Annotated in this window: 13 protein-coding genes; 10 read left to right on the forward strand and 3 right to left on the reverse strand. The window is 70.4% G+C overall.

The window, feature by feature from the left end; genetic code table 11:
- Positions 1 to 3 precede the first annotated feature (3 nt).
- From AB0M51_RS13820 to AB0M51_RS13830, 3 genes are read left to right on the forward strand one after another with little or no spacing between them, the layout of a single operon-like run.
- Positions 4 to 1,005: an AsnC family transcriptional regulator gene (locus AB0M51_RS13820; protein WP_344187460.1), complete on the forward strand. Its 1,002-nt coding sequence runs from the start codon at positions 4 to 6 to the stop codon at positions 1,003 to 1,005.
- Entirely contained in the window at positions 1,002 to 1,622 is a 621-nt protein-coding gene (locus tag AB0M51_RS13825; RefSeq protein ID WP_344187459.1) for an HAD family phosphatase, read from the forward strand. The genes AB0M51_RS13820 and AB0M51_RS13825 overlap by 4 nt, the downstream gene beginning before the upstream one ends.
- Positions 1,623 to 1,626: 4 nt before the next feature.
- On the forward strand, positions 1,627 to 2,163 hold the full coding sequence (locus tag AB0M51_RS13830) for a DUF1707 domain-containing protein (RefSeq protein ID WP_344187458.1): 537 nt from the start codon (positions 1,627 to 1,629) through the stop codon (positions 2,161 to 2,163).
- A gap of 150 nt (positions 2,164 to 2,313) precedes the next feature.
- Here AB0M51_RS13830 and AB0M51_RS13835 read toward each other — a convergent pair whose 3' ends face one another.
- Positions 2,314 to 3,429 (reverse strand): hypothetical protein, encoded by a 1,116-nt coding sequence (locus AB0M51_RS13835; protein WP_344187457.1) that lies wholly within the window; start codon positions 3,427 to 3,429, stop codon positions 2,314 to 2,316.
- Positions 3,430 to 4,719 (reverse strand): C39 family peptidase, encoded by a 1,290-nt coding sequence (locus AB0M51_RS13840; protein WP_344187456.1) that lies wholly within the window; start codon positions 4,717 to 4,719, stop codon positions 3,430 to 3,432.
- 159 nt (positions 4,720 to 4,878) lie between these two features.
- On the opposite strand from AB0M51_RS13840, the gene def reads away from it, so the two are divergent.
- Genes def through AB0M51_RS13860 form a run of 4 tightly spaced genes read left to right on the forward strand, consistent with a single transcriptional unit; the run spans position 4,879 to position 8,791 of the window.
- Positions 4,879 to 5,427, forward strand: coding sequence for a peptide deformylase (gene def, locus AB0M51_RS13845; RefSeq protein ID WP_344187455.1), 549 nt, complete (start codon positions 4,879 to 4,881; stop codon positions 5,425 to 5,427).
- Complete coding sequence (gene fmt, locus AB0M51_RS13850; RefSeq protein WP_344187454.1) at positions 5,424 to 6,347, forward strand: methionyl-tRNA formyltransferase; 924 nt, start codon at positions 5,424 to 5,426, stop codon at positions 6,345 to 6,347. The genes def and fmt overlap by 4 nt, the downstream gene beginning before the upstream one ends.
- Complete coding sequence (locus AB0M51_RS13855) at positions 6,344 to 7,750, forward strand: transcription antitermination factor NusB (RefSeq protein ID WP_344187453.1); 1,407 nt, start codon at positions 6,344 to 6,346, stop codon at positions 7,748 to 7,750. Before fmt ends, AB0M51_RS13855 begins: the two co-directional genes overlap by 4 nt.
- Before the next feature lie 48 nt (positions 7,751 to 7,798).
- Positions 7,799 to 8,791, forward strand: coding sequence for a DMT family transporter (locus AB0M51_RS13860; RefSeq protein ID WP_344187452.1), 993 nt, complete (start codon positions 7,799 to 7,801; stop codon positions 8,789 to 8,791).
- A 12-nt stretch (positions 8,792 to 8,803) separates the two neighbouring features.
- Here AB0M51_RS13860 and AB0M51_RS13865 read toward each other — a convergent pair whose 3' ends face one another.
- Positions 8,804 to 9,757: a DMT family transporter gene (locus AB0M51_RS13865; RefSeq protein WP_344187451.1), complete on the reverse strand. Its 954-nt coding sequence runs from the start codon at positions 9,755 to 9,757 to the stop codon at positions 8,804 to 8,806.
- A gap of 100 nt (positions 9,758 to 9,857) precedes the next feature.
- On the opposite strand from AB0M51_RS13865, the gene AB0M51_RS13870 reads away from it, so the two are divergent.
- From AB0M51_RS13870 to AB0M51_RS13880, 3 genes are read left to right on the forward strand one after another with little or no spacing between them, the layout of a single operon-like run.
- On the forward strand, positions 9,858 to 11,054 hold the full coding sequence (locus AB0M51_RS13870) for a cysteine desulfurase-like protein (protein ID WP_344187450.1): 1,197 nt from the start codon (positions 9,858 to 9,860) through the stop codon (positions 11,052 to 11,054).
- A 36-nt stretch (positions 11,055 to 11,090) separates the two neighbouring features.
- Complete coding sequence (locus AB0M51_RS13875; RefSeq protein WP_344187449.1) at positions 11,091 to 12,644, forward strand: hypothetical protein; 1,554 nt, start codon at positions 11,091 to 11,093, stop codon at positions 12,642 to 12,644.
- A complete protein-coding gene (locus tag AB0M51_RS13880) occupies positions 12,637 to 13,848 on the forward strand; it encodes an ROK family transcriptional regulator (protein WP_344187448.1) in 1,212 nt (403 codons plus the stop codon). The genes AB0M51_RS13875 and AB0M51_RS13880 overlap by 8 nt, the downstream gene beginning before the upstream one ends.

Consider the following 13,848-nt stretch of genomic DNA (forward strand, 5'->3'; position numbering starts at 1 on the left):
GCCATGATCGTCACCATGGTGGACGCGATCGACCGGGCTTTGGTCCACGCGCTGCAGCTCGCCGGCAGGGCGCCGTACAGCCGGATCGGGGAGGTGCTCGGGGTCTCGACGCAGACCGTCGCGCGGCGTTTCAACCGGCTTCGCGCCGAGGCCGGGCTGCGGGTGGTCGGGCTGCCGGATCCGCAGTTGGCCGGGCGCTCGCAATGGCTGCTCAGACTGACTGCGACACCGCGGGTCGCCCAGGATCTGGCCGGCGCACTGTCACGCCGCCCGGACACGAGCTGGATCAAGCTCGCGTCCGGCGGTACCGAGATCGTCGCGACCGTGCACAGCACACCGTCCGACGGGAACGCCCTGCTGCTGAACGACATCCCGCGCACCAGCGGCATCACCTCGGTGTCGGCGCACTATCTGCTGCACCAGTACGTCGGCGGTCCGATCGCCTGGCGAGGTCGCGCCAACAGCCTCACCGCCGAGCAGGAGGCCGCGCTCCTGCAGACAGGCATTCCGCGGACTCCAAGCCCTCAGTTGGTCGACGGTGCGTCGGTCAAGGTGCGGGCCAGTGACGGGAAGCTGCTGCAGGCGCTCGGGGAGGACGGGCGGGCGTCGCACGCGGATCTCGCCGTACGGACGGGATGGTCGACGGCGACCGTCGCGCGCCGGCTCGACGAGTTGCTGCGGAGCGGCGCGATCTTCCTCGACACCGACGTGGACCCGGTGGCGCTCGGCTTCACCACCAGCGCGATGCTCTGGCTGTCCGTGCCGCCCGCACACCTCGACGCCGTCGGCCGGGCGCTGGCCGAGCACGACGAGCTTGCCTTCGTGGCGGCCACCACCGGCCGCACGAACCTCGTCACGCAGGCGATCTGCGCCGGCCCGGACGCGCTGCACTCGTACCTCACCGAACGTCTCGGCGCGATCGAGCACATCACCGCGATCGAGACCGCGCCGATCCTCCGCACGGTGAAAGCCGCGTCCCCCGGTCTCGTAGGGTGGCGGGTATGAGTGAGCGGACGGTCGACGTGGTGGTTTTCGACATCGGTGGGGTGCTGCTGGACTGGAGTCCGACGTACCTGTACGCCGACCTGATCCCGGACGAGGAGGAGCGCACGCACTTCCTGACCAAGGTCGCGACCCCGGCGTGGAACCACAAGCAGGACGAGGGCCGGCCGTGGGCCGAGGCGGTCGCGGAGCTGACCAGCCTGCACCCGGAGCACGCCGAATGGATCGAGGCGTACGACACCGGGTGGCTGCGGATGGTGAAGGGCGTGTTCGAGGACACCGCCGGCGTACTCACGGAGCTCCAGCGCGGTGGCGTACCGACGTACGCGCTGACCAACTTCTCCGGTGAGAAGTGGGAGGTGGCGAAGGAGGCGTTCCCGGTCCTCACCCACTTCGACGGTGAGGTGGTGTCGGGGGTCGAGCAGACCGCGAAGCCGGACGAGAAGATCTACCGGATCCTGATCGAGCGGTTCGGGCTGGATCCGGCGCGGACGTTCTACACCGACGACATGGCGTACAACGTCGACGGCGCCCGGGCGGTCGGCCTGGACGCCGAGGTGTTCACCGGCGCCGCGAACCTCCGCGCCCAGCTCCGTGACCGCGGGCTCGCACTACAGTAATTCGGTGACCTCCGAAGAGCGCTCGCCCGCGATCGGCGACGTCGACCGGAACGCGGCTGTCGAGCGCGTGCAGGCGGCGTACACCGGCGGGTATCTCACGCACGACGAGATGCAGCAGCAGCTCGATCAGGTGCTGTCCGCCCGGACCCGCCTCGATCTCGAGGTGGCCGTCGCCGCGCTCCCGGCCGTGCCGTTGGGGAGTACGTCGACGATCAACGCGGCGTCCGGGCGGATCGTCCGGCGGGGGAGCTGGCGGTTGCCGCGATACCTGAAGGTCGTGTCGATGTACGGGCGGGTCCGGCTCGACCTGTCGCAGGCGCAGTTCGAGGACGGCGCGGTCGACATCGACCTCAACGTGATGCACGGCGGCGTCAAGATCACCCTGCCCCGGAACGCGGTCGTCGACTTCGACGGGGTGCACACGGAGTGGAAGGACAGCCGCTACAAGCCCGCCCGCAACTCGACCGGCAACGGCCCGCACGTCCGCCTCACCGGCGTGATCGGCTTCGGCCGCCTGAAGATCCGCCACGCGCGCCACTAGAGGCGCCCCCACGCCGACCGCGCGGCACCTCCCCGTGCGGGTGGTGCATCTTTGTGCACGAGATCCGTATGGTGCGGCGCCTGGCATACGGATCTGGTGCACAAAGTCGACCGGGGCTGGGGCGCTCGGCGGGTGAGCCGAGGTGGGACATCAGAGCGCTGCCGAGATGGTTTCGTTGTACGTCGGGGTGGTTGCCAGGTGTGCTGCCTCGACGTAGATCGTGTTGTCCTGGCAGGTCATCGGGGTGAGGGCCACGCCTGGTTTCCCGGCGTACATGATCTGTGACTTGGTGAGGCCCGGGCGCCAGCGGTTGATCTGGTAGGTCTCCTCGCCAGTGCTGCCGACCGTGCGCGTCTCCCAGAGGATCCAGTTGCCGCAGGCAAGGATCGTGTCGGTGACGACAATGCCGAGCGGACGGGCGGGGGAGTCGCCGGACTCCCGGACGTATGCCTTGCTCTGGTACTGGTCGGGGTCGGAGGCGCCGACCTCAGACCAGACCGTCGCGCCGGCCAGGGTGGCGCCGCTCCACTGGATGCAGTTCGTTGCCGCAGGCACCGGTCTCGGCGTGCCGCCGGACAGTGCGGCGGTGAGGACGCGCTTGCAGCGGCGGGCGGTCCCGGGGGCGACGATCTCGCTGAACGTCACAGTGTCGGCGGACACGACCGGATCGGCGACGTACCCGGGCGCCGGGACGCAGGTGACAGAGCGGGACTTCAGCGTCGCGAGGTCGGCGACGATCAGGCAGGAGCGGTTCTTCGCGTCGGTCGAGCTGTACGCGAACGTCCCGTCGTACGCGCCGATCTCCGGCTCGGACACCGGCGGGATCGCGGGCGTCGTGCCCTTGCCGGTCGTCAGGTCGTAGCGCAGCACCTTGATCTGCGGGTCCGGGCCGTCGGAGCGGACGTCCTCGACCAGCGCCCAGCGGTCGTCGATCACGACCGGGGACTGGGCGACGAACCCGGCGGCGGGGACGTGCCGGACGACGACCTTCTTGGAGGCGCGACCGGCGATCGTCGTCGTACCGGCCTCGTCGCTGCCGCGGGTGACGACGTACGAGCGTTGCCGGGTGACGAGGTGCTGGCCGTCGACCGGCTGGCGGAGGACGTTCGCCCAGGTCGGGATCGCCGTACCCACGTCTGTCGGCTTCGACGGTGCCGGGGTGGGGGACGGCGACGCCGATTCGGTCGGGGTGCTCTCCGGTGTGGTGCCGGAGCAGCCGGCGAGCAGCAGGACCAGGGTGCCTACGGCAACGGTACGACGGCGCATCTACAACCCGATGTTCTGGAAGGAGTTGGCCAGGGTGGCGTTGAAGAGCGCGCTTGCCGGGATGTTCTTCGGGCCGTCGGTGACGTTGCCGCGGCTGTTGAAGCGGTGCTCGTTGAACACCTCGAAAATCGCGATCGTGCCGTTCTTCTTGTCGTAACCGCGGCCGACCTGGTAGTGGCCGCTGTGGTTGAAGGCGAGGTACGGGAAGTACCGCTTGAGGAGCTGCACGTGCTCGATCACCGGGGCCTTGTAGACGCCGAGGTGCTTCTCGTGCACCTGGAGGAAGGTCTGCGCGTTCCAGGTGGAGACGCTCTGCACGATGTAGCTGCCGGCCGTCTTGGTCCAGCCGGTCTTCAGGTTCGTCTGCCGCACCATCGCGGAGATCGCCGTACCGCCGGTGGTCGAGCCGAGGTCCTTCGCCCAGGACGCCTGGGTGTCCTTCTGGTTGTCGTCCGCCCAGTCGATCGACTGGAAGGTGGCGGGGCCGCACCAGTACCCCTTCTCCTGCGAGGTCTGATACCCCTTCATGATGTACGCCGAACCCGGCACGACCACGGGCGCCGCCGGAGTGGCCGGCGTGCTGGTGGGGGAGCTGGTCGGCGTCCCCACGGTGCTCGGCAGGGTCGTCGGTTTACCCGTGGGTGTTTCGGTGGGTGTTTCCGTGGGCGTGCTGGTGGGGCTGCTGCTCGGGGTGGTGTCCGAGGTTGGTGCCGGGTTGGGGTGTGGGGTGTTGGCTTCGGCGAGTTCGCGCAGTTCGCGGGCCTTCTCGCGGCCGTTCCACGCGGCCTGCATCTCGTCGAGCTCCACTGTGACGCGTTGGCTCTTCGGAAGGGCGGCGCGCTGGGCGACGAGCGCGGCCGGCGTGAGGTCACCCGTGGGGATGTCCTGCTCAGCACTCGCGTCGGCCGTCCGCAGGCTCGGCTGCTCCATCAGCGCGTGCCGCTGAGCCCCGGTCGGCACCTGTTCGACGAACCCGAGCCCGAGGCAGTAGTTCTCGGTCTCGAGCTTGAAGCACCGCAGCATCGACGCGGCCTGCGCGGACACATCCGCTGACCGCAACTGCACATCACCAGGCGAGGTCTCCGTCACCTCCTTCACCACATCACTCCACGACCGCGCCGCCGGCGGCTCGTCAGCAGCCGGCGTCGTACTGGGCTCCGTCGGAGTTGGAGCAGGTGGTGTGGACCGGTACGGCGAGTCGTCCGGTTGGTAGGCCTGGGCGGTGAGGGGTGCCTGGGCGAGCAGTGCACCCAGGAGGACCAGAGTTGCCCCCCGTGCTGCTGTGAGCATTGGGTCTCCCGAGCGGCGTGTGACGGCAGTGACTGTAGGTACGCCTGGGACCACAGTACGTGCTTGTGGCAACAAACGGGAGGGGCCTCCCGCCGGGAATCTCCGGCACGGGCCAACTAAACTGTCCCGGTCCCGGTTCATGAAGCGTGTGGAGTGTCTGTGTCGGTCCAACCCATCCGCCTGTTCGGCGACCCCGTACTGATCACCAAGGCCGAGCCCGTCGTCGACTTCGACGCCGAGCTGCGCCGCCTGGTGGCGGACCTCACCGACACCATGCAGGACGCGCCCGGCTCCGGCCTGGCCGCACCGCAGATCGGTGTCGGCCTGCGGGTCTTCACGTACCACGTCGAGGGCGAGCTGGGTCACCTGATCAACCCGGAGCTCTCGCTCTCCGTCGAGGAACAGTTCGGCCCCGAAGGCTGCCTGTCGATCCCCGGCCTGACCTTCGACTGCCGCCGCGCCCAGTCGGTGATCGCCAAGGGCTTCAACATGTACGGCGACCCCGTGGTGATCGAGGGCTCCGACCTGCTGGCCCGCTGCATCCAGCACGAGACCGACCACCTGGACGGCGTCCTGTTCGTCGACCGCCTCGACCGCGAGACCCGCAAGGCCGCCATGAAGGCCATCCGCGAGTCCGAGTGGTCCGGCCTGGCCGGCCCCCCACAGATCAAGGTCTCTCCCCACCCTACGAACGGATTCGGCCTTTGAGAGTCGTCTTTGCAGGTACGCCGGAGCCCGCTGTCACCGCGCTCGAGGCGATTGTTGCCAGTCGCCACGACCTGGTCGGGGTCGTCACCCGGCCGGACGCGCCGGCCGGACGCGGGCGGAAGCTGGTCGCCTCGCCGGTCGCGCAGTACGCCGAGGAGCTGGGCGGGGTCGAGATCCTCAAGCCGGTGAAGCCGAGCGACCCGGAGTTCCTGGCGCGGCTGCGGGAGATCGCGCCGGACTGCTGCCCGGTGGTCGCGTACGGCGGGTTGCTGCCGCAGGCGGCGCTCGACATCCCGGAGCACGGCTGGATCAACCTGCACTTCTCGGTGCTGCCCGCGTGGCGTGGCGCGGCGCCGGTGCAGCACTCGATCATCTCCGGCGACGACGTGACCGGGGCGAGCACGTTCCGGATCGTGAAGGCGCTGGACGCCGGCCCGGTGTACGGCGTACTGACCGAGCCGATCGGCCCCGAGGACACGTCCGGCGACCTGCTGCACCGGCTCGCGGTGTCCGGGGCGAAGCTGCTCGTCGACACGCTCGACGGGATCGAGGCCGGTGTGCTGGAGGCGCGTGAGCAGCCTGCCGACGGCGTGACGCTGGCCCCGAAGCTCACGGTCGAGGACGCCGAGCTGGATCTGAAGGCGCCGGCCCAGCGGGTGGACCGGCTGGTGCGCGGGTGCAACCCGGCACCGGGTGCATGGACGACGTTCCGGGGCGAACGGCTGAAGGTCCTCGCCGTGCGGCTGACGTCCGAAGAACTCAAGCCGGGCGAGTTGCAGGCAACCAAGTCCGCGGTCAAGGTCGGGACCGGCAGCAAGGCCGTCGAGCTGGTGACGGTCCAGCCGCAGGGCAAGAAGCCGATGGCGGCGGCCGACTGGGCGCGTGGTGTGCGGTTGACCGACGAGGACGTCCTGGGGTGAGCGATCGTTCACCCCGGAACCGCGGGCCGCAGCGAGAGCCGGATCGGGTACGGCGGGTCGCGTACCAGGTGATCCGGCAGGTGACCGCCGAGGGCGGTTACGCGAACCTCGCCCTCAACAAGGCGCTCCGCGAGGCACGGCTGTCGGGTCGCGATGCGGCGTTCTGCACGGAGCTGGTCCACGGGACGCTGAGGTGGCAGGGCACGTACGACGTCTTCCTGGCGCGGAGCGTGTCACGACCGCTGGCCGAGCTCGACCCGGAGCTGCTGGACATGCTGCGCCTCGGCAGTCATCAGCTGCTGAACATGCGGGTGGACTCGTACGCCGCGGTCTCGGAGATGGTCACGCTCACCCGTGCGGTGCTCGGCCAGAAACGCACGGGTCTGGTGAACGCCGTACTGCGCAAGATCAGTCAGCGGACGCTGGAGCAGTGGATCACTACCGTCGCCCCGGCGTGGGAGGACGATCCGCTGGGGCACCTGGCGATCGCCGAAGCACATCCGCGGTGGGTGATCGACGCCTTCGACCGCGCGCTCACGGACGGGCCGGGTGCCGCCCCGCCGGGGGATGCGACGAGAGAGTTGGAGCGGTTGCTCGTCGCGGACAACGAGCCGCCTCGGGTGACGCTGGTGGCCAGGCCCGGCGTGTCGGAGGTGGACGAACTGGTGGCGGCCGGGGCGGAGGCCGCCCGGTGGTCGCCGTACGGTGCCGTGCTGGGTGGCGGCGGGGATCCCGGACGGATCGAGGCGGTCGCGACCGGCCGAGCGGGCGTGCAGGACGAAGGGTCGCAGTTGGTGGCGGTCGCGTTGGCGTCGGCGAAGGTCGACGGGGACGACGCGAACTGGCTCGACCTGTGTGCGGGCCCGGGCGGGAAATCCGCGTTGCTGGCCGCCCTAGTGAAGGACGGCCGGCTGACGGCGGTCGAGCCGCTCAAGCACCGGGCCGAGCTGGTCCGGCAGAACCTTCGCGCGATCCCCGGCGACCACAAGGTGCTCGTCGGCGACGGCACCAAGCCGACGTGGCCGGCCGGTTCCTTCGACCGGGTGCTCGCCGACGTACCGTGCAGCGGCCTCGGCGCGCTCCGCCGTCGCCCGGAAGCACGCTGGCGCCGTACGCCGGACGACGTCGCGGAGCTCCGGCCGCTCCAGGAAGCGCTGCTGAACTCGGCCATCGACTCGGTCCGCCCGGGCGGAGTCGTCGCGTACGTGACCTGCTCGCCGCATCCGGACGAGACCCGCGCCGTCGTAGACACCGTGCTGGGACGCCGGGCGGACGCGACACTCGAGGACGCCCGTCCGCTGTTCCCGGGCGTACCCGACCTCGGCGACGGTCCCGACGTACAGCTCTGGCCGCACCTGCACGGCACCGACGCGATGTACCTGGCGCTGGTCCGCCGCTCATAGTTCGGACCCGTTGTCAGGCGCTACAGGGCGAACGGTCATGATGGAGCTGTGACGACGACGGCCGTACGCCCCGCGGGCTCGACCCGGCAGCACCATCTGGCCGGGCTGACGTCCGCCTTCGGGATCGGCATGCTGGTCGCGGTGCAGTCCCGGATCAACGGGGAGCTGGGCGGCAAGCTGGGTGACGGGATCCCGGCGGCGCTGATCTCGTTCGGCACCGGTCTGCTGGTGCTACTGGTCGCGACGGCGGTGGTTCCCCGGGTACGGCGTGGGCTCGGCAGCGTGTGGCGCGCGATCCGGACCCCGATGCGCGGGTACGGCGGCCTGCGCTGGTGGCAGTGCACGGGCGGTGTCGCGGGCGCGTTCCTGGTCGCGACGCAGTCGATCACGGTGTCGGTGATCGGCGTCGCGGTGTTCCTGGTGGCGGGCGTGGCGGGGCAGGCGATCAGCAGTCTCGTGGTCGACCGCCTCGGGTTCGGCCCGGCGGGTCCGCAGCCGCTGACCACGCTGCGGATCGTCGGCGCGGCGATCGCGCTCGTCGCGGTGGCGCTCGCGGTCTCGGAGCAGCTCAGTCACCCCGACGGGCTGCTGCTCGCGATCCTCCCCGCGCTCGCCGGCGTCGGAACCGCCGTACAGCAGGCCATCAACGGCCGGGTCGCCCGCACCGCGTCGTCGGACGCGTACGGCGCAGTCGCGGCCGGCGTGGTGAACTTCCTGGTCGGCTTCCTCGCGTTGCTGCTGGTCTTCGTCGTCGACCTGGCGTTCCGCGGCGCGCCGAAGGCTCTGCCGGGTGAGCCGTGGCTGTACTTCGGCGGCATGTGCGGCGTGATCTTCATCAGCGCGGCCGCCGCCGTGGTCCGCGTGGTCGGCGTCTTCGTCCTCGGTCTCGGGACGATCGCCGGTCAGCTGATCGCCAGTCTCTTCATCGACATCTTCATCCCGGTCTCCGACAAACCGGTCACCGCCCCGGTCGTCGCCGGCACCCTCCTCGCCCTCGTCGCAGTGGTCGTCGCCGCCGTTCCCAACCTGCGTCGCGCGTAGCGGTCCGCGTGCTCAGGTGGTTGCGGTGACGACCGCCGGTTTGCGGCGGAGGTTGGTCACCAGGCCCTGGGAGACGGCGACGCCGGCGAGGACGATGAGGCCGCCGACCGGCTGGTACCAGGTGATGTGCTCGTGCAGCACGATCACGCCGACCAGGATCGAGAAGACCGGCATCAGGTACGTCACCATCGACGAGCGGCTGGCGCCGATCAGCCGGATGTTGCGCATGTTGAGGACGAAGGCGAGCCCACTGCCGAGCGCACCGAGTGCCACCACGCTCAGCACGACCTTCAACGACAGCGACCACGGCGCGGGCGGCGCCTGCCCGGTGACCAGCGGCGCGACCACCGCGAGCTGGACCGTTGCGCAGAGCAACAACGCCGTGGACAACGCCGTACCCGACAGCGTAGTGCCGGCCAGGAACCGTTTCTGGTAAGGGATCGCGAGCCCGTAGAAGAACGCGGCCAGCATGCACAGCCCCTGTCCTGCCAGGTCCGCGCCGGCCTGCACCCGCCAGGCCCCGAGCACCACGAGCATCCCGAGGAACCCGATCAGCAACCCGAAACCACGCTGCGCCGAGAACTTCTCGGTCCGGAAGATCAGCACCGCGATCGGCAGCACGATCAGCGGCGTGATGCCGTTCCAGATGCCGGCCAGCAACGACGGGATGCGCTCCTCGCCGTACCCGAACAGGGTCCACGGGATCGCCGACCCGATCGCCCCGACCACGAACGAGTGCGCCCACAAGCGCGGGTCGCGCGGCAGCGGCTCGCGCTTCACGACCAGGATCGCCAGCAGTACGACGGAGCCGGCCAGCACCCGGCCGAGCGCCAGGTAGAGCGGCGGCAGTTCGCGGACGCCGACCGAGATGAAGAGGAAGCTACAGCCCCAGATGGCGGCCAGCGCCAGCATGTTCGGGACCCACGCTCGAGCGGGAGCGTTGTCAGGAGTCGTTACCGTGCTCACTCCTGACATCCTGCACTACGCAGCCGACAATTCGCGCATTTATATCCGTATTCGGGCAGGCGCTGGCGGCGGATGTCAGGAGCGAGAGAGGATGACGCCCATGAGTGCCTTCGACGTGATCGCCGTCCGGAAACAGTTTCCCGCGCTCGAGGAGGGTGCCGCCCACTTCGACGGCCCGGGTGGTTCGCAGACCCCGCAGCCGGTCGCCGACGCGGTCGCGAGGACCCTCACCTCGGCGCTTGCGAACCGCGGCCGGCTGACCGCCGCCGAACGCCGCGCGGACGAGGTCGTCGTCGGCGCCCGCGAAGCGATGGCCGACCTGCTCGGCACCACCGCTCAGGGGATCGTCTTCGGCCGCAGCATGACCCAGCTGACGTACGACTTCTCCCGGACGCTCGCGAAGACCTGGACCGCCGGCGACGAGGTGATCGTCACCCGCCTCGACCACGACGCGAACGTCCGCCCGTGGGTGCAGGCCGCCGCGGCAGCGGGTGCCACGATCAAGTGGCTCGGATTCGACCCGGAGACCTCCGAGCTCGACGACATCGGCCCGCTGCTCACCGACCGGACCCGGCTGGTCGCGGTCACCGCCGCCTCCAACCTGCTCGGCACCCGCCCGGACACCCGGCGAATTGCCGAGCAGGTCCACGCCGCGGGTGCGCTGATCTACGTCGACGGCGTACATCTGACCGCGCACACGGCCGTCGACGCGGGGTACGCCGACTTCTACGCCTGCTCGCCGTACAAGTTCTTCGGACCGCACCTCGGTGTACTCACTGCGGCGCCCGAACTGCTGGAGACGTTGACGCCGGACAAGCTGCTGCCGTCGACGAACGTCGTACCGGAGCGGTTCGAGTTCGGGACGCTGCCGTACGAGCTGCTCGCCGGTACGACGGCCGCGGTCGACTTCATCGCCGGGCTGGGCGGCTCCGGGGCCACCCGCCGCGAGCGGCTCGTCGACTCGCTCCGCCTGGTCGAGGAGCACGAGGACGCCCTCCGCGACGACCTGGAGACCCGGCTCGCGGCGATCCCCGGCGTCACGCTGTACGGCCACGCCGCGCACCGCACGCCCACGCTGCTCTTCACCGTCGACGGGCACACCCCCGCGGAGGTCGCCGAACACCTGGCGGCCGCTGGGGTGAACGCCCCGGCGGGCTCGTTCTACGCCTACGAGCCTGCCAACCTGCTGGGCCTCGGCCCGGAAGGTGCGGTCCGCGCCGGCCTGGCGCCGTACAACGATCAGTCCGATGTCGACCGCCTGGTCACTGCCTTGACCACGCTGACGAGCACTAACTAAAGTCTCTGGGGAAATTAATCCGCCCGAGGGAGCAAGGTGAACGAGCCCAGCGCTGTCTTCGTCCAGACGGACCCCTCGGACGGTTTGGTCGTCCCGTCGCGCGCCGGTGCGACGATCGACTGGAACGACGGAACCGTCGAGGTCACCGCCACGCGGATCTCCCGGGTGGCACTGCGTTGGTCGGAGAAGCTGCCCGCGGACGCGCTGGTCCTGGGCGACGCCTGGGAGCGGTCGTACGGCGATCTGCAGTGGCGGCACCAGCAGCCCGAGCGGCTGCTGCCGTGGTACTTCCTCGTCCACTCGGGCGCGGGAACCTTCGGCATGGGCGTCGACGTCCAGCCGAACGCGTTCTGTGCGTGGACGGTCGACCGTGACGGGTTCACGTTGTGGCTCGACCTGCGCAACGGCGGCGGGCCTGTCCACCTGGGCGGCCGTACGCTGAAAGCAGCCGTCGTGCGACGATTCGAGGACACGGGCACACCCTGGCAGACCCTGAACGCAGCGGTCGCCTCCATGAGCACCCGGCTACCGGCGCGACCTGAGCCCGCGCCGGTGGCCGGGCCTGTAGTTGGTGCCAACAACTGGTACTACGCGTACGGCGAGAACTTCGACGAGAAGGCGGTCCTCAAGGACGCGTCGACGATCGTCGAACTCGCCGACGGGCATCCGGTCAAGCCGTTCAGCGTCGTCGACGACGGCTGGTACCCGGGCGGCGTCTGCTCCGGCGGCCCCTGGGACCGCGGTACGCCGGGCGTCTTCGACGACATGGCTGGTACGGCGGCCGCGGTCAAGGCGATCGGCGCCCGCCCGGGCCTGTGGTTCCGCCCGCTGCTCGTCCGCGAGCCGAGCCCGCTGGCGTCCAAGGGCCCGCACGACAAGCCGGGCCGCGCGCTGGACCCGACGTACCCCGAGGTCGTCGACGGCATCAAGGCGGACCTGCGCCGGTTCAAGGACTGGGGCTTCGAGCTGGTCAAGCACGACTTCAGCACGTACGACGTCTTCGGCGGCTTCGGGCCCGCGATGGGTGCCCGGATGACCGACGCGGGCTGGCAGTTCCACGACCCGACCCGCACCACCGCCGAGATCGTGCTCGACTTCTACCGCGAGGTCCGGAGCGCCGCGGAGGACCTGGTGGTGATCGGCTGCAACACCGTCGGCCACCTGGCCGCCGGACTCGTCGACGTCCAGCGGATCGGCGACGACACCTCCGGCCGGGACTGGGAGCGGACCCGGAAGATGGGCGTGAACACGCTCGCGTTCCGGCTGCCGCAGCACAACCGGTTCTTCACCGTCGACGCCGACTGCGTCCCGTGTACGCCGCAGACGCCGTGGGAGCTGAACGCGCGCTATCTCGACCTGATCGCCCGCTCCGGGACGGCGCTGTTCCTGTCGATCGACCCGGCCGCCCGGACCGCGGACATCGACCGGGAGCTGCGGGCCGGGATCCGGCTGGCCCTGGACGGCGGCGCGGAATCAGGCATCGAGCCGGCGGACTGGCTGACGAACACCACCCCGAACGAGTGGCGGACCGGCGGCACGACGATCGAGTACGACTGGTCGCAGCCGTGGGGTGCGGACCCGAATGGCTAGACGGGGGACGAACCTGGATCGTGTCGGGGGGTTCAACGACGCCGTCGTCCTGGACGCGATCCGTCGCAGCGAGCAACTCAGCCGGGTCGAGCTGGCCGAGGCCACCGGCCTGTCCGGGCAGGCGATCTCGAACATCGTCCGCCGGTTGCTCGACGCCGGCCTGGTCCGCGAGGCCGGCGTACTGCGCGGCGCCGGGCTCGGCAAGCCGCGGACCCTGCTCGAACTCGAGCCCGCCGGCCGGTACGCCGTCGGCGTCCACCTGGACCCGTCCGTGGTCACCGTCGTGCTGCTGGACCTGACCGGCGAGGTGGTCGCCCGGCGGCCGGTCGACCAGTACGCCGACGACCCGGACCTGCTGATCGACGGCATCGCGAAGACGATCGAGGAAGTGATCGCCTCGTCGGGTGCGGCACGCGATCGGGTGACCGGGGTGGGGATCGCAGCGCCCGGCCCGATCGACGTCGAACGCGGCGTGGTGGTGGACCCGCCGAACCTGTCGGCCTGGCACCTGGTCCCGCTGTGCGGCAGGCTCCAGGAGCGCACCGGTCTACCGGTCGTCCTGGACAAGGACGTGACCGCCGCCGCGGCCGCGGAGAAGTGGGCCGGGCAGGGCGGCAGCTTCGTGTTCTTCTACCTCGGTACCGGCGTCGGCGCCGGCGTGGTGATCGGCGACGAGGTGGTGCGCGGGTCGTCCAGCAACGTCGGCGAGATCGGGCACGTGATCGTCGACCCCGACGGCCCGGTCTGCTACTGCGGCCGCCGCGGATGTGTCGGCGAGGCCAGCCAGCCGCGGTACCTGGTGCAGCAGGCGGTGCGCGCCGGAGTACTTGCCGGTGACCTCGACCTGGACGACCGTCCCGCCGTCGACGAGGCCTTCGCCCGGCTCTGTACCCTCGCCGCGGGCGGTTCCGCCGGGGCACGGCAGATCGTCGTACAGTTGGCCGTCCGGATCGCCAAGGTGGTCGAGGACGTCGCGAACCTGCTCGACCTGGACCGCGTCGTGTTCGGCGGTCCGCACTGGGAACATCTCGCTCCGGTCCTGGACGCCGCCGTCCGTGCGGCGCTGGACGGCCGGTTCCTGCTGCAGGCGGTGCATCCGTTCGAGGTCACCGGAACCGCGCTCGGCACCGATGTCGGCGCGATCGGCGCCGCGACCCTGGTCCTCGACCGGACCTTCAACCCCGCTCTCGTTGGTGAAAGGTAG

The sequence above is a fragment of the Kribbella sp. NPDC051137 genome, assembly GCF_040682535.1.
Lineage (GTDB): Bacteria > Actinomycetota > Actinomycetes > Propionibacteriales > Kribbellaceae > Kribbella > Kribbella karoonensis.

Excerpts from the sequence above, each read along its gene's own strand:
- AB0M51_RS13820 (WP_344187460.1), top strand. The coding sequence starts at position 4 with ATGATCGTCACCATGGTGGACGCGATCGACCGGGCTTTGGTCCACGCG.
- AB0M51_RS13825 (WP_344187459.1), top strand. The coding sequence starts at position 1,002 with ATGAGTGAGCGGACGGTCGACGTGGTGGTTTTCGACATCGGTGGGGTG.
- AB0M51_RS13835 (WP_344187457.1), bottom strand. The coding sequence starts at position 3,429 with ATGCGCCGTCGTACCGTTGCCGTAGGCACCCTGGTCCTGCTGCTCGCC.
- AB0M51_RS13840 (WP_344187456.1), bottom strand. The coding sequence starts at position 4,719 with ATGCTCACAGCAGCACGGGGGGCAACTCTGGTCCTCCTGGGTGCACTG.
- AB0M51_RS13870 (WP_344187450.1), top strand. The coding sequence starts at position 9,858 with ATGAGTGCCTTCGACGTGATCGCCGTCCGGAAACAGTTTCCCGCGCTC.
- AB0M51_RS13880 (WP_344187448.1), top strand. The coding sequence starts at position 12,637 with ATGGCTAGACGGGGGACGAACCTGGATCGTGTCGGGGGGTTCAACGAC.